The following is a 22,799-nucleotide window of genomic DNA, read 5'->3' on the forward strand; positions in this document are numbered from 1 at the left end:
CCTTTTCTGTATGTTTTCAGTCGCCACTTTAAATTTTCTTTGGCCCTTGGACAATCCGGATTCGGCACTGCTATATTCCGTGGACACATTCCGACCCTCCACGCCATCCCGTCCCATGGCACGCTTGCTTTCGCTCGTTGCGTTGGCTGTCCTGCTGCATGGTTGTGCCGGCGCGCCGTCCGTGGCCCTTTTGGGCGCCTATTTTCCGCTCTGGCTCCTGAGCGCGATGGTGGGTATCGCTGGGGCGCTGGTGAGCTGGCGGATCTTCATCGCCACCCGCTGGGCGGAAACGGTTCGCCTGCAACTGCTGGTCAATACGGCAATCGGCCTGATGATTGCTGAAATCGTCTGGTTAATCGGCACGGGGCACATCCTATGAAAATGGCGGGTGCTGGCAACGGCGGGCGTCCTGGCGGGCCATTGCGGGGCAAACTGATTGCGCTGGCCATCGTGCTGCTTGCCGTGCTGCTATCAATCTACGCCTGGCAGCGCACGGTTCGCTACCCTTCCACCGACGACGCCGCGCTCGATGCCGATTTCGTGCACGTGGCCTCGCCGGTCGGCGGTCGCATTGCCCGCATCCTGGTTTCAGACAACCAGCGGGTGGCCCGCGATCAGATCCTTTTTGAAATCGACCCGGTGCCCTACCGGCTGGCCGTCGCCCAGGCCCAGGCCGACCTGGAATTGGCGAAGGCCATGCTTGGCACGCGCAAGCGCACGATCGGCACGGAACGTGGCACGGCTTCGGTGGCGTCGGAGCAGATTGCACGCGCCGAGCAAAACTACGCGCTGACCGCCCGCACCGTGGAGCGGCTGCGTCCGCTGGCCGCCGATGGCTACGTGCCGAAGCAGCAGCTCGACCAGGCGGAGGTAGCCTCGCGCGACGCCGCCGTCAGTTTGAAACAGGCGCAACTGCAGCGCGCCACCACGGCGCAGGCGGTGGGCAGCGAGGACGATGCCGTGGCCACGGTGCAGGCGCGCGAGGCCGCGCTGGCCATCGCGCAGCGCGCGCTCGACGACACCGTGGTGCGCGCCCCGCACGCGGGCCGTGTCAGCAGCCTCAGGTCATTGCCCGGCGAAGTCGTAATCCCGAACCAGTCGCTGTTCCTGCTGGTGCATACCGGCGAATGGTTCGCGGTGGCCAACTTCCGCGAGACCGACCTGGCCAATATCCGCGTGGGCGACTGCGCCACGGTCTATTCGATGATCGACCGGCGTCAGGCGCTGCATGGCACTGTGCAGGGGATCGGCGTGGGCATTACCGATACCGACCGGCTCAACCTGCCGCGCGCGCTGCCGTATGTGCAGCCGTCGGTGAATTGGGTGCGCGTGGCGCATCGCTTTCCGGTGCGCATCAAGCTCGAGGAGCCGCCGGAAACGCTGGCCCGGGTGGGCGCCAGCGCCACGGTCGAGGTACGGCATGGCGCAGCCTGCCGCTGAGCCGCGGTTGCCATCGGCGCCCTCGCCATGGCCGGGGTTCGCTGGCCTGCGGGCGTTGCTGGCGCCGTTTCCCGGGCGTAGCACCGCCACCACGCGCATTGCGGCGGCCAGCACGCTGACCGCCCTGATCGCGGCGATGTACGGCACACCCGAAGCCGCGATTTCCGCCTACGTGATCTTCTTCATCAACCGCGCCGACCGCACCAGCAGCATCGTGATGAGCGTGGCCATGCTGGTGCTGATCACGCTGATCGTCGGCATGGTGATCGGGCTGGCCAACGTCACGCTCGACGATCCGATGCTGCGCGTGGCCTGCATGGCGGTGCTGTCCGCCGCCCTGCTCTTCCTGACCTCGGCCAGTAAGCTGCGCCCCGTGGGAGGCATCGTGGCGATGATCATCGGCTTCGGCCTCGATGAACTGGGTCTGGTGCCAGCGGGGGAGATCGCCACGCGCGCGCTGCTCTTTGCATGGCTGATGGTGGCCATCCCGATTGGCGCCAACGTGGTGGTCAACCTGCTGATCGGCCCGTCGCCGCGCCGGCTGGCGGGCGCGCGCCTGGCCCACTGCTTGCGGATTGCGGCCCAAAGCCTGCGTGACCCGGCCGGCTCCGGGACGGCACTAGGCCAGGTGCTGCGCGATGGCGTACAGCCCGTGGCGGGCTGGCTGAAGCTGGCAAATTTCGAAGGCAGCGCGAATACGGCCGACGCGGCGGCGCTGGGGCAAGCAGCGGCATCGACCATGGCTATCCTGATGGCGGCCGACGTCGCCGCCCGGCAGGCCGAGGCAAGACTGCCGGCCGCGATTACCAAACCCATCGCCGATACGCTGGACGCCATGGCGCCCATGCTCGATGCGTGCGGCTATCCGGTGGAAATCGCCCTGCCGTTGCCAGATGTCGCGGGCCTGTCACCGCTGCAGCAATCGGTGGCCACGGCATTGCGCCAGGCCATCGAGCGCTATGCCGAACCCGCCCCACAGGCCGTGGCCGTGAAGCCGGCGAAGAAATCCGGCGGCTTCCTCGATGCCGACGCATTCACCAACCGCTCGCACATCCACTACGCCCTAAAAACCACTGGCGCGGCGATGTTCTGCTACCTGCTCTACCAGCAGCTCAACTGGCCGGGCATCCATACCTGCTTTATCACCGTCTATTTGGTATCGCTAGGCACGGCCGCGGAGTCCGTGGAAAAGCTGACGCTACGGCTGGCGGGCTGCCTGGTGGGCGCGGCGTTGGGCACAGCGGCCATCATATTTGTCGTGCCGTCGCTCGATTCAGTTGGAGGGCTGCTGGCACTGGTCTTCCTGGGCACCTGGCTGTCGGCATGGGTGGCGATGGGGTCCCCACGCATCGCCTACGCAGGGTTCCAGATAGCGTTTGCGTTCTACCTGTGCGTGATCCAAGGGCCGGGACCGGGATTCGACCTGACCATCGTGCGCGACCGCGTGATTGGCATCCTGATCGGCAATCTTGTGGTGTACCTGGTGTTCACACGGATCTGGCCGGTCAGCATCGCCGGGCGAATCGAGTCTGCACTGGCCACGCTGGTCGAGCAGTGGCAGGCCTTGCTCGCGGCACAGAAGCCAGATGCGCGCCGCGTGCACGCCGCGTCGGCGTTGGGTCTGCAGGGCAGCATTGCGCAGGACCTGGCATTGGCCCGCTACGAACCGGCTTCGATTGGGCCGCCGTCAGGATGGATCGCTCAAAAGCATCAGCGCCTGGGCGTGCTCGACGCCGTGGCCGGGCCACTGTTCCTGCTGGCGGAACGTTTTCCCGACGACCCTGACGTGGCAGCGCGACTGCACGCGGTCAGGCAAGCCGGCCCACTTCCCAGCCAGCCAACGGCACATCCAGCACAGGATGCCGATGGACTGGCGCGCGGCGCGTTGCTGGCCGTCGTCGACAAACATCTGGCCGAATCGTCCCCGGACGCTGCCATCCCTCCGTCTCCGCATGCGCAACCCTGATCCGCTGGCCCGCCTGCCGATGCCTACCGTGCTGGCCATGGCCGCGACGGCAACGTTCGCGCTAGCCGGCTGTGCCACGTCCGCAGTCGATCTGGCGCCGCCGCAGCCCGACCGGCCCTGGTGGCCAGTGACCAAGGAATCCGGCGAGATCGTCGCCGGCGCCGCGAGCCGGCCCGCACCCCAGGATCGGCCGTCCGACTACACGTTGCCTGCCAATTCCGCGTTGGCGACGATTGCACCGCCGGCCCCGCTCGACGCCTCACACGCCTATTCACTGGCCGAACTGATCGATCTGGCGGAATCGTCGAATCCGCTCACCCGCGTGGCCTGGAACGATGCCCGCAACGCGGCGCTGGCCACGGGCATCGCGCGCAGCAGCTATTTGCCGCAGATCTCGGTGGCGGCGATGGGTGGGTGGCAGAACGGCCGGCTGTCGAATTCCACCGCACTGGGTCAGGCCAGCGTCGATGCTTCGCATTCGGGAGCCATCTCGGTGGTGTCGCTGCAATGGCTGCTATTCGATTTTGGGGAACGGGCGGGCGTGGTAGAAGCCGCCGAGCAGGCCACGGTGGCGGCGAATATCGCGTTCACGGCCATGCACCAGCGCATCATCCACGACGTCAGCGTGGCGTACTACCGCTATCAGGCGGCGCGGTCGCGTCTGCGCACGATCGACCAGGCCATGACCAATGCCGACGCGGTGCTGGCGGCCGCCAAGGCACGCTATGCACGCGGAATCGGTACGGTCGTCGAGGTGGCGCAGGCCACGCAGAATCGCGCACAAACCAACCTGGCCATGGTGCAGGCGCAAGGCGCCGAGACTGATGCCTACCTGGGGCTGGTGACGGCGGTCGGCATCTCGCCGCTGTCGAAGCCCACCATTGCCGAGATGCCGATTCGGCCGTTGTCGCCCGCGTTGCGCAGTTCCGTCGAGCAGATCGTGGAACGTGCGATTGCCCAGCGGCCCGACGTGCTGGGCGCCTATGCGCTAGAACGCGCCAACCAGGCGCGGGTGAAGGCCGCGGAAGCGGCGTTCCTGCCAAAGGTGTTCATGTCGGCCTTTGCGTCCTATGCGTCGGGCGGGTCGGCGATTACCGCGATTCCGCCCGTGGGCCAGCAGCCGCCAACGGTCAACCTCAACGGCTATCGATACGGCAACAGCGTGTTCCTGGGCGTGACCGTGCCGATCTACGATGCCGGTATGCGATCCGCCGTCCTGGCGCAGGCGCGCAATGATGTGGATAGCGCTTCGGCCAAGTTGACGCGCGCCAAGCAGGAATCGGTGCGCCAGGTGGTGGTCAGCCAGAGCGCGCTGGAGTCGAGCCTGGCCGCCTACGATGCCGCGCGGGCGCTGGCGGACACCGCGCAGGTCACGTATGACGCGGCGTTCAACGCCTACCGCAAGGGTGTTGGGACGGTGACGGAAGCTAATCTGGCGCAAAACCAGCTACTGCTGGCGCGCAATGCATCGGCCGATGCCTATGGCGCGGCCTTGTCTGCCGCAGCCACGCTGGCGCTGGCCGCCGGCGATATCGGCAAGACGCCCTGACCTGTCCTGATCGCCCTAACCGCTTTATTCGCCAAAGGCGTCTTCCATCTGCCGTGCCCGTTTAATGCTGTCGCCGTGCAGATAGAGCGAAGTCGTGGATACCGACGCATGGCGCAGATTGTCGCGCACCGTGGTCAATTCGGCGCCGCGCGCCAGCGCATGGGTGGCGTGGGTGTGGCGTAGCCAGTGCGGGCTGGCGCGGCGCAGCTTCTCGGCCGTAGCCGGGCGCTCGGCTTCGAGCTGATCGGCCGCCGTACCAAAGAACCGCTTGATGATCATCCACAGTCGGGCACCGGTGATGCCGCCGCTTTCATCGGTGCCGAGATTGCCCACGATCAGCGTGGACGGATCCCACTGCGCACGCGTCACCGGCAAGCCGCGGTCCACCAGATATCGGTCCAGCGCATTGCGCGCCAGCGGCGGCAGCGCGACGCGGCCGGCCTTGGCGCCCTTGCCGACCAGATGCAGCCAGTGGTCGCCATAAATATCGGTTTCGATATTGCGCAGCGTGGCGCCCACCAGTTCGCTGGCACGCAGGCCGGTAGCGTATGTGAAATCGAGGATAAAGCGCAGCCGCTGCGCCGCCGGTGCTTCCCAGCCATAGGACCATTCGAGCCCATCGGCAAAACTGCGCGTCAGCATCCATTCGCCTTCGGAGAATGCGTGCGACACGTCGAGCGCGGCCACCTTGGCCCCGCCCCTGACCTTGAGCCCGGCAAACGGATTGGCCAATACATAGCGCTGCTGCACCAGCCAGCGGAACAGCGCGCCCAGCACCTGCAGCGTATAGGCGGCCGAACGCGGCGACAAGGCATCGGTGAACGGCTTCCAGTCCGCCGCGCTGCGCGGCCGTGCCGGGCCCACCCACCGCTCGCGCGGCATGGGCTGGCGCAGGAAGTTGCGGTACGCGGTGGCGTCCTCGGTCGTCAGTGACGACAACGGCCGGCCTCTTTCGATGATCGCCCACAGGATCAGACGCTCTGCTTCCTTGCGATAGGCGCGCAGCGTGGACGGCGATTCATGCAAACCCAGCCACGCCTGCACGGCCGCGTAGTCGTTGTCCGCGTTGAGCGAGCAGGTCTCGCGCGGCGCCCGGAACTGGCCCAGCGAGCCATCCACCTCGTGCGGCAGATGCCCCATCTGCTCCCACGGCACCACCATCCCACGCGGCTCGGCCGCGATCAACGCACGGGCGCGTGCCGTGAGTTCCGGCCATTCAGCAAAGAACGCCTCGATCCGGCGGGCGCCTCTGATTCCCAGCCCTGGAATGGTGGCCCACCACTGACGCCGACGTGGAATGCGCACGGTCAGATCGGCCAACGTGTGGATATCCTGCGCCCGCAACGCCGCCACGAACGCCGGGGCAAGCCACATCCCAATGTCGTCCGCCACCGCCGGTGAAGGCGGCGGCATCTTGCGCAACGCCTCTATGGCCTGGTCCGCCGCCCTGCCCTGCTTCCCCCGCTCCGACGCCGCGAACTCGAACAGCTCCGCCAGATCCTCGCGATGCCGGTAACGGGCGTAATCGGCCAACTGCCGGCGAATGCCGCCCAGAATCCCGCGCGACGACTGCCCGTTGTCACGGTCGGCGTCGAGGTACTGCGTCACCGCTTTCCGCGTCGACATGCCGGCGTGCCAGGCACGCAGGGCGGCGATGGCATCGGCGTTGGGGAATGCGAACGGGGTGGCGCTGGGTCTGGGCGATTTCATGGGGCTGGAGTTTAGCAGCCCATCGACGCTATGGCGATAAGAATACTTATCGCTATAGGATTGGTGAAAATCAAGTTTCGTATTGCCGCGCCGCGACAGCCGCCACTACGACCATATCGCGCAGACTGGAAACCGAAGCGACGCGCAACGGTAGATGGTGATGCCCGCTATGCAGCAAGCGGGCGAAGGCGATTCAATGGTTCAGGGAGCGGGCCATCAGGCGATTCAACCATCCACGCGGTCGGCAACGAGCCAGTTTTCAACGCGTAGTCCCGAGACGCGCGAAAACTCCCCTACGTTATCAGTGACAAGGACGGCGTCCAGCGCCAGCGCGTGGGCCGCGATCAACATGTCGTTCGCGCCAATGACCTGCCCCGCCCGTTCCAACTGCACGCGAAGTGCTCCGTAGTGCAGTTCCGCATCGGCAGCGAGTGGCAGCACTTGCAGACCAGCCAGTGCCTGGTACACCCGCTGGGCGAGAGCTTCCGAACCCTTCTTCTCGACGCCATAGTGAAGTTCCGAAGCGACGACGATGGAGGTGCAGAGCGTTTCTGGATCACTCCCCGCGATCCGGGCGGCGCACGCGCCGCGGGTGTTGCGGATCGCGTCGGACAATATGTTTGTATCGAGCAAGTACAGCATCAGAGATCCACGCGCTCCGCCGGCAAGTCGTCGATCTGCGGCCAGTCCTCGTCCAGCGGTTCCCACTGAGCTATCAACGCTTGCAGGGGCACGACAGCCACCGGCTCCAGGATGAGGCGGTTGCCCTCGCGGCGCAGAATTGCCTCTTCCCCCGGCAGTTCAAACTCGCGGGGGATCCGGACTGCCTGATTTCGACCGTTTCGAAACAGGCGCACATGGCGCAGGGCGTTTTGCGGGTTCATGGTCTCTCCTAGCATATGCCGTAGCATATGCCAATTCTTGTCGCTGCGCTACTGCCAGCGAGGAGGACCGTTCGGACGGCATCGCCCGACTCGTATGCCACACGGGTAGATCCTTGCCGGGAGTCGTTCCAGGCGCTCGGGCGCGGCGGGACCGAGCGCCTGACCCCTTACCCCTTCGCGCCAGTGATCTTCTGGTAGACCAGCGCGGAAAGAGCAACATCGACAAGACCGACGCCGACCGACTTATAGACCCCGATACCCTGCGCCGGGCTGTTGGCGGCGCTGCCGGTCAGCACATCGCCAATCTCCACAACGCGATCCCAGTCCACGATGCCGTCCTTGGCCATGACCAGGTCGCCAGCTTCCTTGCGGGCCTGCTCCTTGTGCTCGACGATGATCCGCGTCGCACGCTGCAGCGTGACATCGTCGATCTCTCGCGTCTGGGGCTTGCTCGAACCGATGGCCGCCACGATTGCGTCGGCCTTCAGCAGATTCCCATCGAACAGCGGCGTCGCGCTGCGCGTGCAGGTAATGATGACGTCCGACTCGGGCACCGCCGTCGCCGCGTCGGCGGTCTTGAACTCGACCTCCGGATGGGATTTGGCGAAATCATTGGCCAGCGCCGCGCCATCACCCCGGCTGACGATGAACACCCGACGGAAAACACCGAGTTCGAGCATGGTGGCCAGATGGGCCCTGGCCTGGACGCCGGTCCCGAAGATCGCCAGCGTCGAGCCCTTCGGCGGCTGTTGCGCCTCGATGGCCACGCGCGTCGTGGCGGCGGTCCGGAACTCGGTCAAGGCATTGCCCTGGATCGTCGCCAGGTAATGCCCGTCCTTGCCGTCGAACAGGACGATGACGAAATCGAACTGGCCGGCGTTCGTCGAATACACCTTGGCGCCGCACATCCCCGCCGGCGCCACGATTCCGCCCATCACGCTGAGCGTCAGATGATCCAGGTTCGTGCGCGAGCGCGGCAAGGTCACCGCCTGCCCGCGCGCGGCCGCGACAAACGCATCGCGCACCACGTCGCTGCTCTCGCGCAGCGTGAGAACGTTACGAACCTGCTCATCGGTAATCAGTGTCATGGCGTGTTTCCAGTCGGCTAGAGGGTTTGCATCTGCAAATGAAGAGGCCGATTGTTTCCGGATCGCGGCGCTGCGTCTAGTGACTATATGTCGGCAGCTATGTCCTGGAGGTATGGCAGCGACATAGTGGATCGCCGCTGCTGATTCTTGCTCGTGGAGCACCGGCCTGCTGACGCGGCTACATCCTGCAGCGCATGTCCGCCCTCCAAATCCGGCCACTGAAAGACCTTTCCACATTGCGAAATTTCGCCGGTACTCCGCCGACCCCACCTGTTTCGTTCTGAGAAAACACGTTCCACATTACAAAATATCATTGCTATCTAATTGAAATATAACGAAAAACAAAGTCTTATGTCTTATATAAGAGTTGGGTTCCAAACGAAGAATCGGCTATACAATTGTTTCCACGCTGCTTGCTTCGACACCCTGTGGCGGCACCCGGAACTCTTCTACAAACGCGTTACCCCTTAGGAATTTCCCATGGCCCAGTATCAAGACGACATCAAGGCAATCGCCGCTCTGAAAGAGACCAACGGCAGTGCCTGGAATGCGATCAATCCCGAGTACGCAGCACGCATGCGTGCCCAGAACAAGTTCAAGACGGGCCTGGACATCGCCAAGTACACGGCCAAGGTCATGCGCGCCGACATGGCCGCCTACGATGCGGATCCGTCCAAGTACACGCAGTCGCTGGGTTGCTGGCACGGTTTCATCGGCCAGCAGAAGATGATTTCCATCAAGAAGCACTTCAACAGCACCGATCGCCGCTACCTGTACCTGTCGGGCTGGATGGTCGCTGCGCTGCGCTCGGAATTCGGTCCCCTGCCCGACCAGTCGATGCACGAAAAGACGTCGGTCAGCGCCCTGATCCGCGAGCTGTACACGTTCCTGCGCCAGGCCGACGCCCGTGAACTGGGTGGTCTGTTCCGCCAACTGGACGCCGCCGAAGGTTCGGCCAAGGCCGCCATCCAGGAAAAGATCGACAACCACGTGACGCACGTGGTGCCCATCATCGCCGACATCGACGCCGGTTTCGGCAACGCCGAAGCCACGTACCTGCTGGCCAAGCAGTTCATCGAAGCCGGTGCCTGCTGCATCCAGATCGAAAACCAGGTGTCCGACGAGAAGCAGTGCGGCCACCAGGACGGCAAGGTCACCGTGCCGCATGAAGACTTCCTGGCCAAGGTCCGCGCCATCCGCTACGCGTTCCTGGAACTGGGTGTGGACGACGGCGTCATCGTGACCCGTACCGACTCGCTGGGCGCCGGCCTGACCAAGCAGATCGCCGTGACCCACACGCCGGGCGACCTGGGCGACCAATACAACTCGTTCCTCGACTGCGAAGAAATCTCGGCCGACACGCTGGGCAACGGTGACGTTGTGATCAAGCAGAACGGCAAGCTGATGCGTCCAAAGCGCCTGCCGAGCAACCTGTTCCAGTTCCGTGCCGGCACGGGTGAAGCGCGCTGCGTGCTGGACAGCATCACGTCGCTGCAGAACGGCGCCGACCTGCTGTGGATCGAAACCGAAAAGCCGCATATCGAGCAGATCGCCGGCATGGTCCGCGAGATCCGCAAGGTCATCCCGAACGCCAAGCTCGTGTACAACAACAGCCCGTCGTTCAACTGGACCCTGAACTTCCGCCAGCAAGCCTACGATGCGCTGAAGGAAGCCGGCAAGGACGTGTCGAACTACGAACGCGGCCAACTGATGAGCGCGGAGTACGACGAAACCGAACTGGCAAAGCTGGCCGACGAGAAGATCCGTACCTTCCAGGCCGACGCCGCACGGGAAGCCGGTATCTTCCACCACCTGATCACGCTGCCGACGTATCACACCGCCGCGCTGTCGACCGACAACCTGGCCAAGGAATACTTCGGCGACCAGGGCATGCTGGGCTACGTGGTCGGCGTGCAGCGCAAGGAAATCCGCCAGGGCATCGCCTGCGTCAAGCACCAGAACATGTCCGGCTCGGACATCGGTGACGACCACAAGGAATACTTCAGCGGCGACGCTGCGCTGAAGGCGGCAGGCAAGGACAACACGATGAATCAGTTCTGATTGGTGTTATCCCCATGAGAAACGCCAACCCTGAGAGGGGTTGGCGTTTTTTTTGTTGTGGTGGGCGCGTGCTCGATGCGGTCGACGGCTACTTGAACAAGCTGCCGGTGCACCATTGAGACTCGCACGGGATGCCATCGCCGTCACCGTCCATTTCCGTGTTTGGGCAGTTCTTCTGGAAGTATTTGGCTTCCGCACACGATGTCATTTGGGAGCAGTGCCTCCGCCCGTCGCATCGGAACAGGTTGGATGCGGCCGGGGTTTCCGAGGTCAGGACCAGATTTGGGTCTGCCGCAACAGTTTGCGACGTGTGGGATTTTTGGTCGAAGTACTTGTATCCCCCGAACCCAAGCACCGCCACAACAAGAACAACCACCAGACGAAAACCTATCGAGCTTCGCGCAGGCGGCTGGTTGCGTGGCCGATATTGCATCGCCGTTCCGTTTTGGGACCGCTGGACACTGATCGCTTTCTTCTTGCCATCCTTGTTAATCGCAACAAGAAACGTCAATGGCTCGCCGAGCCTCGGCGCCCCATCGCGCCTTGGATAGTCCGAAATATGGATAAAAATATCCGCCCCGCTATCCGTGGGCGTAATGAAGCCGAAGCCTTTGTCGTTGTTCCAGGTCTTGAGCCTGCCTTCGAGACGGACGTTCAGGGGTTTTGACGATTCATGCGGCATGAGGTGGATTTCTGCGGAAGGTGTTGGGCTTCTGTGCCTTGGTGAACGGAGTCACGCCGCACGCGGGAGCGTGATCCGGCAGCCTTTTGAGAAGTTCTGGCAACCCCAAAACAACCGACCTTTCCCCTCTCGCTCTACTAGTTTCACGCCACAAGCGGCACACGTTGGGGTGCGGTAGTCACCTTCAAATGCTTTGGCCAGCAAGGCCGCCTGTTTGTCATGGTCGAGTGCCCGGATGCGCTCGACAATCCCGGCACCGTCCAGCAACTGGATGCCTGCCTCGGCGGCATAATCCTTGACAGGCCGACCTACGAAGCCTGTGAGCGACCAGAACACGCCACGCTGGACCTTGTTGGCGTGCATCGATCCACCTAGTGCGCGAACCGTTTCAACTTTTATCGGCGACCGCCAAGCTTTGCACTGGACGACTGCAATGGGGGCCGACATGCCCTGCTTGTATAACGTGGCATCGATTCCGCCATCCGCGCCGTGCGAAATCGTTGTCACGGTAAAACCCATGGCTTCGTAGTACCAGACGCACAACGTCTCGAACCGATTCCATTCCAGTTGCTTGAGAGCGTCGAGGGACCATTCGGTGGGCTCTTTTGGTTGGCTTTGTGGAACGCCTCCTGGAACTCGACCATGGCGACCTGTCGGCGGACTGCTGACGTCGCCGAGCGGCGAATGCGCTTTCTGCTGGCGCTTTCGGGCACGGAGAAAGGCGAGCAGCCCCAAGAAACTGAACGTTGCGGCCGGCAGCCACGCCAAGGAGCGGCTGGTCATGGCAAGCCCGACCAGATAGGGATTCGGAGCAAAGAAGGCGGGAATGACTGCGTAGAACCCAATGTAACTAGCCAGCGCTAGCAAAAATGAGACCCACCAAGGAGACTCCAGCAAGATAGTACTGAGCGATGGCGCCCTTTTACCTCTTCGACCCATTGACCCGCCTCTATTTGTTTACATTGTTTGGGGCGGAAATTTAACAGGGGTGATTCGGGGTATTGGTTGCTGTGTTCCAACACCCCACGATGGAGGCAGGGTTCGTGGCGAATTAATCGGTGCCAGGGTGCCGTGCCGCGAGAATCTCGTTATTAGCAGGGTCGCATTTTTGGGAACAAGAAGCCCACCCGTTACGTAACACGTAACGTGATCCACTCCGATTGATCATGGCGCATCGTGGGTGTCGCAAGCCGCAAAGTCTTGTCCCGCAACGGTTTGCGCGAATGGCGGGTCGTGCGGACAGGTGACGGCGCTGGTGGCACGGCCGTTGCGGTAGTCGTGGTATCGGCAAACGCCGCCCCATCACACGACCGCGCCATGACCCTCCACACGCTCGATCTCCGGCCCAACCGTGCCGTCATCACCTATGGCACCTTCGACCTTTTCCATATCGGCCATGTGAGATTGCTCGAACGGATCCGCCAGATGGGGACCACGGTGATCGTGGCCGTGGCCACCGACGAGTTTGCTGCCGAAAGGGGGGAACGGACGGTTATCAGCTATCAGGACCGCGCCGACATTGTCCGGAATTTCAAGGGCGTTGACTTCGTGATTCCCGAGACAAGCTGGGATCAGAAGGCCAAGGACATCGCGGCTTACGATATCGACGTCCTGGCTATGGGCAGCAAGTGGCGCGGCCGGCTAGGCCATCTGGCGCACCTTTGTGACATCCAGTTACTGCAGGAAGAGCGCGGTGCTTCGGAAGATTTGCTGACGGTACGCAACTCCCGTTACTTCCATGACGTAGCGCTCTCCCTTTCGATCAGCATGCATTGAACGGGACGCCGATGCGTCCCGATTTCACACGCGTCTTCAGGAGTTCGTCTGCCGCCCGACGCTGCGGATCAGTTGCGTGACGCGGGTCATATAGCCATCGAACGCCTGATTCGCCTGGGCCTGTGAGCTGATCGGCGACTCGATTTTGCGGCCTTCGGCTTCCAGCTTCGCGCGAATCTCGGGATTGACCAGTGCCTCGCCGATAGCCTTGCGCAGCACGGCCACGCGATCCTCGGGGGTGCCACGCTTCACGAAGTAGCCGCCGGCGATCGCGTATTCGAAGTCCGGCACCTGCCGGCTTTGAGAAATCAGCGGAATGTGCTTGAGCGGCGCAGGCACCGACTTCGAGAAGCACGTCAGGATCTTGAGCCGTCCCTGTCCTGCCATGGCGTCAAAGCTCGTCTGATACGGCAGGATCGCAAAATCCACCTCGCCTCCCGCCAGGCCCTGCAGCGCCGGTGCGCCGCCCTTGTAGGGAACGTGCAGGAACGGCGCGCCGATACGGGTGCCCAGCGCATCGCCCATCAGGTGATACATCGAATCGACGCCCACGGTGGCATAGGTCATCGGCTTGCCCTTGTTCTGTTTGGCCAGATCCAGGAACTTGTCGAAGCTGTCCGCGGGCAAGCCATTACGCACCATCAGAACGATCAGGGTTTCGGTGATCGGCGCGGCGAGCGAGAAATCGTGCGGTTTGTACCGTGCGGCAGGATTCAGCATCGGTGCCAGGAACACCTCGTTGATCGAGCCGTGGAAGAACGTGTAGCCATCCGCCGGCGCGCCTAGCACCTTGTTCGCGCCGATCAAGCCAGTGCCGCCGCCGTAGTTCTCCACCACTACCTGCTGCTTCACGCTACGGCTGATGGATTCCGCAAAAATTCGGGCGCCCGTATCGCTGGCGCCCCCGGCGGGATACGGCACCACCAATGCCAGCGGATGAGTCGGGAACGCCTCTGCTGCCCAGGCGGGCAAGCCAGCAAGCATCGATGCGCCGGCCGTCAGGCCTGCGTGTTGAAGGAAGCGGCGGCGTGGCTGCGACGTCATGATGGTTTCCTTATTGTCGTTGGGGGTCAGGCGAGGTAGCTAGTGGCCAGTGCGGCCCAGAAAGCCGCACCAATTGGCAGGGCGCGGTCGTTAAAGTCGTACAGGGGGTTATGGACCATGCAGCCGCCGTCTTCGCCGAGGCCATTCCCCAGGCGCACGTAGGCACCGGGCCGGTGCTCCAGCATGTAAGCAAAGTCCTCGCTTCCCATCACGGGGCCGCGCGCCACGACGTTGTCCTCGCCCAGCAACTGGACAGCCACCTCCCGCGCCCTGGCGGTCTGGGCGCCATGGTTGACCAGCACCGGATACTTCCGCTCGTAGAGCACGTCCGCCTTGAGCTGGTAGCTCTGTGCCTGCGCCTGGATGAATTCGCGCAAGCGGCGCTCCACATGGTCGCGCACCTGGGGATCGAGGGTTCTGACGCCAATCTTGATCGTAGCGCTCTCGGGGACCACGTTGTAGGTAGCACCTGCCTGGATCGAGCCGACTGTGATGACTGCCGATTTGAGCGCATCAACCTCGCGGCTCACGATCGATTGCAGGCCGAGCACCATGCTGGCCGCGCCCTGCATCACGTCGATGCCATGGTGCGGCATGGCACCGTGGGCGGAGCGGCCGGTCAGTGTGATTGTTGCGCGATCGAAGGAAGCCATTGCCGGGCCCGCGATCATGCCGATTTGGCCAACGGGCAGGCCAGGGGCGTTATGCAGGGCGTAGATCTCATCACACGGGAAGAGGTCGAAGAGCCCCTCTTCCACCATACGCAGCGCCCCGCCCTCGTTTTCTTCGGCAGGCTGGAAAATCAGGTTCAGCGTTCCGTTGAAATCCACCGACTCCGCCAGATAGCGCGCGGCGCACAACAGGATGGCCGTGTGCCCATCGTGACCACACGCGTGCATCTTGCCGGGCAGCGTGCTGGCGTACTCCAGACCGGTCTTTTCCTGGATCGGCAGCGCATCCATGTCTGCCCGAATGCCCAGGGACCTGGTACCACGCCCCTTCGTCAGGGTACCGACCACGCCTGTCGTGCCCAATCCGCGATGGACCTTGTAGCCCCATGCGGACAGTTGCTCTGCCACGAGGTCGCTGGTGCGGCGCTCCTCGAAAGCCAGTTCGGGGTGGGCGTGGATCTGGTGGCGGATCGCCACGAATTCGGGGGCCATCGTCTGAATGGACTTCTGAAGGGCTGCGCTGGAGTCTTGTCTCATGGTGTTGTAGGCGTCGGCAGAATGAAGGCATTATCTGCAGACTCAACCGTTGTATCCATGACAACTCATGTTCATGATCGTTGTAAAATTAGCAACGGTTAAATCGCCCTCAACCACACCGAGAGACTATGGAAGACGTACTGGATCGCAAGCGAGCCCTTTGCCTCCTGCAGATCATCGAAACGGGGTCAGTACGTGGCGCGGCGGACGCACTTTCCGTGGATCCATCGATGGTGAGCCGCGCCGTGGCCAGGCTCGAACAGGACATCGGACTTACCCTACTGGAACGCAGGGGGCGGGGTGTGGTAGTGACCGACGCGGGCCGGATGCTGGCCCTGTTCGCGCGCCGCCAGCAGGATCTGCACGACACCTTCCAGGCGGAGATAGACAGCCTGAGGAATGCGCAGCAAGGTCACATCGAGCTGGTGTTCGGCGAGGGCTTCGTCGACATGGTGCTGCAACCGGTCCTGAGCGATTTCATACTCGGCCGGCCCGGTGTCACCTATAACCTGCGCGTTGCGGGAACGGAGGAATCGGTGCGATTGCTGCTGGAGGACATGGCGCATATCGGCCTGGTGTTCCAGCCACCCAACGATGACCGGTTACGGTCTCACTATTCAAGGCTGTCGCCCATCCGTGTCTATGTCCGCAACGATCATCCGCTCGCGAAGCGCCGCAAGGCGCTGAGCCTGGCGGAACTGCTGCCCTATCAGGGCGCGGCGCTTGTCGGATCGTTCGGGGTGCGCAAACATGTCCAGGCGGCCGAGCTGGACGAGCAAGTCACCTTGAAGCCCATGGCGGAGACAAACTCGTTCCGCGTGCTGTGGGAGTTTGCGGCGCTGGGCCTTGGCTACATCATGACCCCGCGTTCCCTGCCGTTGAAGGGCACGCAGTATGCGGACCTCGTGCCGATTCCGCTGGCAAATCCCATCCTGAACAACAGCCGCCTCCACGTGATGACGCGCGCCGGGCGTCCGCTTTCTCCCATTGCGCAGAGCATGCTCGCGCACGCGGTAAAGCGGATGCCGGCTGCGTTGGGCCCCGGGCCTTGACCGGTGAGGGGCGCCGGCGCGTACGAACGGGCCGGCGCTTGTCAGGCTGGGGTCAGAAGCCTACCGCCTGCCCGTCGCGGCGCGAATCGGATGCCGCGATGTAGCCATCCTGCGCCTTGTAGATCAGTTGCGCCGAGCCAAACTCCAGGCTGTCGCGCGGCGCCACTTCCACGTGGTGGCCGCGTTCACGCAGCACCGACACCACATCGGCCGGCAGATGGGCTTCAACGTTGACCACAGGGCCGTGCTCCACACGGAAGCGCGGCGCATCGCTCATGGCCTGGGGGTTTTGGCGGAATGCGGCAAGGCGCGCCATCATCTGTACGTGCCCCTGCGCCTGCATAGATCCCCCCATCACGCCGAACGCCATGACCGGCGCGCCGTTGCGCGTGACAAAGCCAGGAATGATCGTATGCATGGGCTGCTTGCGCGGCGCCACGCAATTGGCATGGCCCGGCTTCAGATTGAAGCCCTCGCCACGGTTGTGCAGCGAGATACCGGTGCCGGGCACCACCACGCCTGAGCCGAACCCACGGTAGTTCGACTGGATAAACGACACCATCGAGCCTTGCGCATCGGCCGATGCCAGATAGACGGTGCCGCCGGTCTTCGGCATCCCGGCCGAGGGCTTGCCAGCGCGGCGCATGTCGATGGACGCTGCGCGGTCGGCCAGATAGGCCGGATCGAGAAAGGCGGCCGGCGGATACTGCATCGTGGCGGGGTCCGACACATGCCGGTGCAGGTCCGCAAACGCCAGCTTCATCGCCTCGACGCCGACGTGATAGAAGTCCGCGCTATCCACACCCATCGACTCGATATCGAAGCGGTCAAGAATGCCCAGCCCGATCAGCGCGGCGATGCCCTGCCCGTTCGGCGGAATCTCGTGCAGCGTGTAGCCCCGGAAATCCTGCGAGATCGGGTCTACCCATGCCGCTTCATGCGCGGCTAGGTCGTCGCCGCGGATAGCGCCGCCGGTGGTCTCGGCGAATTCGACGATCTTCGCAGCCAGTTCGCCCTTGTAGAAGCTCGCCCCATCGCTTTCCGCGATCTTGCGCAGCGTGGCCGCCTGCTCCGGAAAGCGCCAGCGCTCGCCGGCCTGCGGCGCGCGGCCGTCACGCAGAAATGCCTGGGCAAAGCCGGGCTGGTCGCGCAGCACAGGCGCCTGTGCGGCCCACTGACGCGCGATCTGCGGCGAGACCAGGAAGCCGTGCTCCGCATATTCGATGGCCGGCTCGAACAGCTTGGCGAACGGCAACTTGCCGAAGCGCGCGGACAGCGCCTTCCACCCTGCCACCTGGCCGGGCACCGTCACCGTATCCCAGCCGACTGACGGCATCTTGTCGCGGCCCGCAAAGTGGTCGAGCGTCCAGGCAGCCGGTGCACGGCCGCTGGAGTTGATGCCGTGCAGGCGTCCTTCATGCCAGACCAGCGCGAACATGTCGCCGCCAATGCCGTTCATGACCGGCTCCACCACCGTCAGCGCGATGGCCGTGGCAATGGCGCTGTCGATGGCATTGCCGCCCGCATACATCATGCGCAGGCCGGCCTGGGCCGCCAGCGGCTGGCTGGTGCTGACCGCGTTAGCCGCCAGCAGCGGCATTTTCTGGGAGGGATAGGGGAAGGACCAGTCGAAAGGCAGCATTGGGAATCTTGTTCGGTGTTTCGGTAGTTCGGTATGGATATACGTGGCGCCTCGGGGGCGCCACGGTAAAACGCCAAGCGCTTACTGCAGCGTCACGCCGGCCTGCTTCACGAGCTTCTCGGTGCGGGGAATCTCCGCGTTGACCATCGCATTGAAATCAGCCACGCTGCCGCCGCGCGGCTCGGCGCCGGTGACGGCCAGCTTCTCACGGAAATCCGGCGTGGCCAGCAGCTTGTTGATCGACACGTTGAGCTTGGACACCACTTCGGCAGGCGTGCCCTTGGGTGCAACGACGCCATACCACGGCGCGATATCGAAGCCGGCATAACCCTGCTCAGCAATCGTCGGGATCTCCGGCGCCTGGGGCGAGCGCTTTGCAGTGGACATGCCGAGCGCGCGCAGCTTGCCCGCTTTCACATACGGCAGGCCTGTCATGATGGTGTCGAAGTACATCGACACCTGCCCGGCCAGCAGCGCCGGAATCGCTTCGCCAGCGCCCTTGTACGGTACGTGGACGATATCGATACCGGCTGCCGCCTTCAGCATTTCGCCGGCGATATGCGAGGTGGTGCCCGAACCGAACGACGCATACGTGAGCTTGCCCGGATTGGCCTTGGCATACGCCACCATCTCCGGCAGCGTGCGGAACGGCAGCGACGGATTCGACATCAGCAGGTTGGGCGTGATGGCAACGACGGCCACTTTCTCGAACGCATCGGGATCGTAGCTGAGCTTCTTGTACAGAAATCGGTTCGTCACCATCGAAGCCGGGCCTGACATCAGTAACGTATAGCCGTCGCCAGGCGCGCGCGCCGCCGCTTCGCTGCCGATCATCGCGGCAGCACCCGGACGGTTCTCGATCACGAACGTCTGGCCGTACTCCTTGCCAAGGCCCATGCCGAGCTGGCGCGTGATGAGGTCGGTAGCGGAGCCGGCCTGGAACGGCACGACGATGCGGATTGGCTGCGTCGGCCAGTCGCGGGCCGCTTGTGCGGAAGCCGTGGATGGGGCCAACGATAGCGTTGACGCGGCGGCCAACAGCGTGATGGAAAGGAGTGCCCGGAATGTTGTGGAACGGTTGAAACGCATCGCTATACCCTCGTTAATCGAACAAGTGCCACGGGTCTGACTTCGCCGCGTGGTGCCATGCCTTGCGCAAAATGCGTACCACTGCAAAATTGCCAGCGCGGCGGCGCGTGTTTCCCACCCCCTTCCTCTTCCGGAAGTTGGCGGGAGGCATGCACCGTATCGAGACCGCTCATGCTGCGCGGTGAAGCGCGGGCACCGATCAGGGGCACCACTCGGGCGGCCCCGATCAGCGCGCGCCGCACTATGCAGCCAGCGCTTGCGTCAGCACGGCCAGCGCCGCATCGAACTGCGCCTGCGGAATCGTCAGCGGATAGAGGAAGCGGATCACGTTGCCGTAGGTGCCGCAGGTCAGCAGCACCAGCCCGGCGTCCAGCGCGCGCTTCTGCACGCGCGACGCGGCCTCGGCGTTCGGGGCGCCCGTGGCGGGATCGCAGAACTCGGCGGCGACCATCGACCCCAGGCCACGCACTTCGGCCAGCGCGGGACACTTGGCGCGCTGCGCCTCCAGGTGCGTTTTCAGCTGCTGCCCCAGCGCGGCGGCGCGATCGCACAACTGCTCCTCTGCGATGACGTCGAGCACCGCGTGCGCGGCGGCCACGGCCAGCGGGTTGCCGGCGTAGGTGCCACCGAGTCCGCCAGGCAACGGCGCATCCATGATTTCCGCACGGCCGCTCACGGCAGACAGCGGCATGCCGCCGCCCAGGCTCTTGGCCATCGTCATCAGGTCAGGCTGCACATCGAAATGTTGCATCGCGAACAGCTTGCCGGTGCGACCGAATCCGGTCTGCACTTCGTCGGCAATCAGGACGATGCCGTGGCGATCGCAAATGGCCCGCAGCCCGCGCATGAAATCAGCTGGCGCGGGCTGGAAGCCACCCTCGCCCTGCACCGGCTCGACGATGATCGCCGCCACGCGGTTTGGATCGACATCAGTCTTGAACAGGCTTTCCAGCGCCTGCAGCGACTGCGCGGTACTGACGCCGTGCAGCGCATTCGGGAACGGCGCGTGATAAATGTCCGACGGGAACGGGCCAAAGCCCACCTTGTACGGCGTGACCTTGCCGGTCAGCGCCATGCCCAGCAGCGTCCGGCCGTGAAAGGCACCCGAGAAGGCGATGACACCGGCACGGCCCGTGTAGGCCCGCGCAATCTTGACCGCGTTCTCGACGGCCTCGGCGCCGGTGGTGAACAGCGCGGTCTTGTTCGGACCCTTGATCGGGACAATCTCGTTGAGCCGCTGGGCCAGCGTGATGTAGCCCGCGTAGGGCACCACCTGGTAAGCGGTATGGGTGAAGCGCCCCAGCTGCGCGGCAATGGCCTCCATCACGCGCGGATGGCGGTGACCGGTGTTCAACACTGCGATACCGGCGGCGAAGTCGGTGAACTGGCGGCCTTCCACATCCCACAGCGTCGCGTTCTCGGCGCGGTCGGCATGGAAATCGCACATCACCCCCACACCGCGCGGGGTGTGCTGGGCTCGGGACTGGTTCAATTCGTGGTTCTTCATGATGGCAGGGGCGGGTCGACAAGATGTGATGGCCCCATTCCACCGTCTTTTGGCTCTACAATCGAGCGCCACTTTCACAAATCCGATGGTGCCAATTGAAATCGATCTGCGGTGACCTGCTGCTCCAGCGGCTCGGGCCTGACGGCACGGCGGCGCTGACGCGCCCGCTCAATCGCGGGCTCTACGCCTGTATCCGGGGCGCCATCCTCGATGGCAGCCTGGCCAGCGGCACCCGCCTGCCGCCACAGCGCGACCTCGCCGCCGAGCTGGCCCTGTCCCGCAATACGGTGATGTATGCCTACGAGCAACTGCTGGCCGAGGGCTATCTGCGCGCCCGCACCGGCAGCGGAACCTTCGTGGCCGATATTGCACCGGAACGATTCCTGAACGCGACCGCGGCCGAATCTCGCGACATCGCGCCGCCTGCCATGCCAGGACTGTCGCCCCGAGGGCAGCGCCTGCTGTCAGGCGCATCGGCGTCTCCGGTGCAATGGGGCGCGTTCATGCCCGGCGTACCGGACCTGCTCCGCTTTCCGCACCGGCGCTACGCCCAGATCGCAGCGCGGCTCTGGCGGCAACCGCAACCCGAATGGCTTAGCTACAGCCATGGCGGCGGCCTGCCCGCGCTGCGCGAAGCTGTGGCGGCCCATCTGCGCGTGGCACGCTCCACCCGGTGCGACGCGGACCAGATCCTGATTACGGAAGGCATCCATCAAGCCATCGACCTCGTGGCGCGCATGCTCGGTTCGGCGGGAGACCAGGCGTGGGTGGAAGAGCCCGGCTACTGGGGCATCCGTGGGGTGCTGCAGCTGAGCGATATCGGCATGACGCCGATGCCAGTGGACGCGGAAGGCATGACGCTGCCCACCACCGAAGACGCCAGCACGCCCTCGCCCCGCTTCATTTTCGTGACCCCGTCCCACCAGTATCCGCTGGGGGCAGTGATGAGCCTGCGCCGCCGCCGCGCCCTGCTCGACGTGGCACGCCGCCACGGCAGCTGGATCGTCGAGGACGACTACGACAGCGAGTTCCGCTACGCCGGCCAGCCCATTCCATCGCTACAAGGGATGGAACCCGATGCGCCGGTCATCTATATCGGCACGTTCAGCAAGACGCTCTATCCCGGCCTGCGCATGGGATACATCGTGCTGCCGAAAGCGCTGGCAGGCCCCATGCAGGCCGCCCACGCCGACCTGTACCGCGCCGGACACCTGATCACGCAGGCCACGGTGGCCGAGTTTATCCAGGCTGGGGACTACGCCGCGCACATCCGCCGCATGCGGCCGCTCTACGCCCGTCGGCGAGCGGTGCTGGCTGGATTGATCGAGCGGTATCTTGGGCCGGAGGCGCTGCATGAGCATGCTAGCAATGCCGGTTTGCATTTGGTGCTGCGGCTGCCTGATGACGTGGATGACGTGGCGCTGGCCAATCTTGCGCGGGATCGGGGGATTCTTGTGCGGCCGTTGTCGCGGTATTTTTCTGGGTCGGTGGTGCAGCGTGGGTTGCTGTTGGGGTATGCGTGTGTGCCGGAGGAGGAAATTGGGCCGGCGTTTGATGTTTTGTTGGGGTGTTTGGTGGGGGGTGGGGGTATTGGGCGTAAGCGTGGTTAGATTTGCTACGCAGGCTTCAGATTGGAAAACATGCTGCGGCTGAACGAGCAGCGGTACGAAAACGGGTGGGCTCAACGGGCGTAATGTCAAAAGCCGGAGCCAAGTGCCAGCTACGCTGCGTTCCGCCGTCATGAAGCAGCCCATGGTTCAGCGGATGATCGTCGGTGTTGCCCACCAGCGCGTTAAAGACCATACGCCGCCACAACTCCTGAAGTTGCGCACCAAGTTCTTCCCGCCCCCTCGCCCATACGCGCCGGGCATCTCCAAAATTTAGATAAGAGCGTCGCGGATCACCCCGGACGGCGTCCAGCGGAAGTCTGAGGACGGTATGGGCGCTGGCGAATAGACGGCGCTGCGGGCGATACGGGCCTGTCAGCGTTTTTGTGTTCAGGGCAGTTAAAGGCTCACCGTCAACTTAGCCGGTGAGCCAGCATTATCTCAGCGATGCGGGGTGGGTGAAGCGTTCCTCATAGAGAATAGCAAACTGGTTC

20 protein-coding genes are annotated in these 22,799 nt (G+C 63.9%); 8 read left to right on the top strand and 12 right to left on the bottom strand.

Features of this window, described 5'->3' with window-relative positions; translation table 11 throughout:
• The first annotated feature begins 115 nt into the window (after positions 1–115).
• Genes MFF62_RS24390 through MFF62_RS24405 form a run of 4 tightly spaced genes read left to right on the top strand, consistent with a single transcriptional unit; the run spans position 116 to position 4,955 of the window.
• The gene (locus MFF62_RS24390) at positions 116–379 is read left to right on the top strand and encodes a YtcA family lipoprotein (protein WP_238265699.1); all 264 of its coding nucleotides are present in this window, start codon (positions 116–118) and stop codon (positions 377–379) included.
• On the top strand, positions 376–1,440 hold the full coding sequence (gene mdtN / locus MFF62_RS24395) for a multidrug transporter subunit MdtN (RefSeq protein ID WP_238265700.1): 1,065 nt from the start codon (positions 376–378) through the stop codon (positions 1,438–1,440). The genes MFF62_RS24390 and mdtN overlap by 4 nt, the downstream gene beginning before the upstream one ends.
• Positions 1,421–3,406, top strand: coding sequence for an FUSC family protein (locus MFF62_RS24400; RefSeq protein ID WP_238265701.1), 1,986 nt, complete (start codon positions 1,421–1,423; stop codon positions 3,404–3,406). Before mdtN ends, MFF62_RS24400 begins: the two co-directional genes overlap by 20 nt.
• Positions 3,393–4,955 carry a TolC family protein gene (locus tag MFF62_RS24405; RefSeq protein WP_238265702.1) on the top strand — a complete coding sequence of 521 codons (1,563 nt, stop codon included), beginning with the start codon at positions 3,393–3,395 and terminating at the stop codon, positions 4,953–4,955. Before MFF62_RS24400 ends, MFF62_RS24405 begins: the two co-directional genes overlap by 14 nt.
• Positions 4,956–4,979: 24 nt before the next feature.
• Here MFF62_RS24405 and MFF62_RS24410 read toward each other — a convergent pair whose 3' ends face one another.
• From MFF62_RS24410 to MFF62_RS24425, 4 genes are all read right to left on the bottom strand, one after another.
• A complete protein-coding gene (locus tag MFF62_RS24410; protein WP_238265703.1) occupies positions 4,980–6,665 on the bottom strand; it encodes a site-specific integrase in 1,686 nt (561 codons plus the stop codon).
• A gap of 225 nt (positions 6,666–6,890) precedes the next feature.
• Positions 6,891–7,310, bottom strand: a complete 420-nt coding sequence (locus tag MFF62_RS24415; RefSeq protein WP_238265722.1) for a type II toxin-antitoxin system VapC family toxin — start codon at positions 7,308–7,310, stop codon at positions 6,891–6,893.
• Complete coding sequence (locus tag MFF62_RS24420) at positions 7,307–7,549, bottom strand: antitoxin (protein ID WP_238265704.1); 243 nt, start codon at positions 7,547–7,549, stop codon at positions 7,307–7,309. The genes MFF62_RS24415 and MFF62_RS24420 overlap by 4 nt, the downstream gene beginning before the upstream one ends.
• Positions 7,550–7,716: 167 nt before the next feature.
• A complete protein-coding gene (locus MFF62_RS24425) occupies positions 7,717–8,637 on the bottom strand; it encodes an ornithine cyclodeaminase family protein (RefSeq protein WP_238265705.1) in 921 nt (306 codons plus the stop codon).
• Between the two features lie 480 nt (positions 8,638–9,117).
• On the opposite strand from MFF62_RS24425, the gene MFF62_RS24430 reads away from it, so the two are divergent.
• Complete coding sequence (locus MFF62_RS24430; protein WP_238265706.1) at positions 9,118–10,698, top strand: isocitrate lyase; 1,581 nt, start codon at positions 9,118–9,120, stop codon at positions 10,696–10,698.
• A gap of 88 nt (positions 10,699–10,786) precedes the next feature.
• Here the strand turns inward: MFF62_RS24430 and MFF62_RS24435 are convergent, their stop codons facing one another.
• On the bottom strand, positions 10,787–11,380 hold the full coding sequence (locus MFF62_RS24435; RefSeq protein WP_238265707.1) for an excalibur calcium-binding domain-containing protein: 594 nt from the start codon (positions 11,378–11,380) through the stop codon (positions 10,787–10,789).
• Positions 11,381–11,431: 51 nt separating this feature from the next.
• Positions 11,432–12,163 (bottom strand): restriction endonuclease, encoded by a 732-nt coding sequence (locus tag MFF62_RS24440; protein WP_309295916.1) that lies wholly within the window; start codon positions 12,161–12,163, stop codon positions 11,432–11,434.
• A gap of 534 nt (positions 12,164–12,697) precedes the next feature.
• On the opposite strand from MFF62_RS24440, the gene MFF62_RS24445 reads away from it, so the two are divergent.
• Positions 12,698–13,156, top strand: coding sequence for an adenylyltransferase/cytidyltransferase family protein (locus tag MFF62_RS24445; RefSeq protein ID WP_238265709.1), 459 nt, complete (start codon positions 12,698–12,700; stop codon positions 13,154–13,156).
• 36 nt (positions 13,157–13,192) lie between these two features.
• Here MFF62_RS24445 and MFF62_RS24450 read toward each other — a convergent pair whose 3' ends face one another.
• Both MFF62_RS24450 and MFF62_RS24455 read right to left on the bottom strand, forming a co-directional pair.
• Positions 13,193–14,200, bottom strand: coding sequence for a Bug family tripartite tricarboxylate transporter substrate binding protein (locus MFF62_RS24450; protein WP_238265710.1), 1,008 nt, complete (start codon positions 14,198–14,200; stop codon positions 13,193–13,195).
• Positions 14,201–14,226: 26 nt separating this feature from the next.
• A complete protein-coding gene (locus tag MFF62_RS24455; RefSeq protein WP_238265711.1) occupies positions 14,227–15,408 on the bottom strand; it encodes a M20 aminoacylase family protein in 1,182 nt (393 codons plus the stop codon).
• A gap of 128 nt (positions 15,409–15,536) precedes the next feature.
• Here MFF62_RS24455 and MFF62_RS24460 point away from each other — a divergent pair, with 128 nt between their 5' ends.
• Complete coding sequence (locus tag MFF62_RS24460; RefSeq protein ID WP_238265712.1) at positions 15,537–16,460, top strand: LysR family transcriptional regulator; 924 nt, start codon at positions 15,537–15,539, stop codon at positions 16,458–16,460.
• 52 nt (positions 16,461–16,512) lie between these two features.
• On the opposite strand, the gene MFF62_RS24465 is transcribed toward MFF62_RS24460, so the two are convergent.
• The 3 genes from MFF62_RS24465 to MFF62_RS24475 form a co-directional block, all read right to left on the bottom strand.
• Positions 16,513–18,102: a gamma-glutamyltransferase family protein gene (locus MFF62_RS24465; protein WP_238265713.1), complete on the bottom strand. Its 1,590-nt coding sequence runs from the start codon at positions 18,100–18,102 to the stop codon at positions 16,513–16,515.
• 81 nt (positions 18,103–18,183) lie between these two features.
• Entirely contained in the window at positions 18,184–19,191 is a 1,008-nt protein-coding gene (locus MFF62_RS24470) for a Bug family tripartite tricarboxylate transporter substrate binding protein (protein WP_238265714.1), read from the bottom strand.
• A 241-nt stretch (positions 19,192–19,432) separates the two neighbouring features.
• Positions 19,433–20,698, bottom strand: a complete 1,266-nt coding sequence (locus MFF62_RS24475) for a 4-aminobutyrate--2-oxoglutarate transaminase (protein ID WP_238265715.1) — start codon at positions 20,696–20,698, stop codon at positions 19,433–19,435.
• A 95-nt stretch (positions 20,699–20,793) separates the two neighbouring features.
• Here MFF62_RS24475 and pdxR point away from each other — a divergent pair, with 95 nt between their 5' ends.
• Positions 20,794–22,308, top strand: coding sequence for a MocR-like pyridoxine biosynthesis transcription factor PdxR (gene pdxR, locus MFF62_RS24480; RefSeq protein ID WP_238265716.1), 1,515 nt, complete (start codon positions 20,794–20,796; stop codon positions 22,306–22,308).
• 16 nt (positions 22,309–22,324) lie between these two features.
• Here pdxR and MFF62_RS24485 read toward each other — a convergent pair whose 3' ends face one another.
• Complete coding sequence (locus MFF62_RS24485; protein WP_309295917.1) at positions 22,325–22,699, bottom strand: HipA domain-containing protein; 375 nt, start codon at positions 22,697–22,699, stop codon at positions 22,325–22,327.
• Between the last annotated feature and the right edge of the window lie 100 nt (positions 22,700–22,799).

Origin of the sequence: Cupriavidus pauculus, from assembly GCF_022179805.1 — a bacterium.
GTDB lineage: Bacteria > Pseudomonadota > Gammaproteobacteria > Burkholderiales > Burkholderiaceae > Cupriavidus > Cupriavidus pauculus_E.

Coding starts and splice junctions, on each gene's coding strand:
- MFF62_RS24390 (WP_238265699.1), top strand. CDS start 116: ATGGCACGCTTGCTTTCGCTCGTTGCGTTGGCTGTCCTGCTGCATGGT.
- mdtN (WP_238265700.1), top strand. CDS start 376: ATGAAAATGGCGGGTGCTGGCAACGGCGGGCGTCCTGGCGGGCCATTG.
- MFF62_RS24400 (WP_238265701.1), top strand. CDS start 1,421: ATGGCGCAGCCTGCCGCTGAGCCGCGGTTGCCATCGGCGCCCTCGCCA.
- MFF62_RS24405 (WP_238265702.1), top strand. CDS start 3,393: ATGCGCAACCCTGATCCGCTGGCCCGCCTGCCGATGCCTACCGTGCTG.
- MFF62_RS24410 (WP_238265703.1), bottom strand. CDS start 6,665: ATGAAATCGCCCAGACCCAGCGCCACCCCGTTCGCATTCCCCAACGCC.
- MFF62_RS24420 (WP_238265704.1), bottom strand. CDS start 7,549: ATGAACCCGCAAAACGCCCTGCGCCATGTGCGCCTGTTTCGAAACGGT.
- MFF62_RS24425 (WP_238265705.1), bottom strand. CDS start 8,637: ATGACACTGATTACCGATGAGCAGGTTCGTAACGTTCTCACGCTGCGC.
- MFF62_RS24430 (WP_238265706.1), top strand. CDS start 9,118: ATGGCCCAGTATCAAGACGACATCAAGGCAATCGCCGCTCTGAAAGAG.
- MFF62_RS24435 (WP_238265707.1), bottom strand. CDS start 11,380: ATGCCGCATGAATCGTCAAAACCCCTGAACGTCCGTCTCGAAGGCAGG.
- MFF62_RS24440 (WP_309295916.1), bottom strand. CDS start 12,163: ATGACCAGCCGCTCCTTGGCGTGGCTGCCGGCCGCAACGTTCAGTTTC.
- MFF62_RS24445 (WP_238265709.1), top strand. CDS start 12,698: ATGACCCTCCACACGCTCGATCTCCGGCCCAACCGTGCCGTCATCACC.
- MFF62_RS24450 (WP_238265710.1), bottom strand. CDS start 14,200: ATGACGTCGCAGCCACGCCGCCGCTTCCTTCAACACGCAGGCCTGACG.
- MFF62_RS24455 (WP_238265711.1), bottom strand. CDS start 15,408: ATGAGACAAGACTCCAGCGCAGCCCTTCAGAAGTCCATTCAGACGATG.
- MFF62_RS24460 (WP_238265712.1), top strand. CDS start 15,537: ATGGAAGACGTACTGGATCGCAAGCGAGCCCTTTGCCTCCTGCAGATC.
- MFF62_RS24465 (WP_238265713.1), bottom strand. CDS start 18,102: ATGCTGCCTTTCGACTGGTCCTTCCCCTATCCCTCCCAGAAAATGCCG.
- MFF62_RS24470 (WP_238265714.1), bottom strand. CDS start 19,191: ATGCGTTTCAACCGTTCCACAACATTCCGGGCACTCCTTTCCATCACG.
- MFF62_RS24475 (WP_238265715.1), bottom strand. CDS start 20,698: ATGAAGAACCACGAATTGAACCAGTCCCGAGCCCAGCACACCCCGCGC.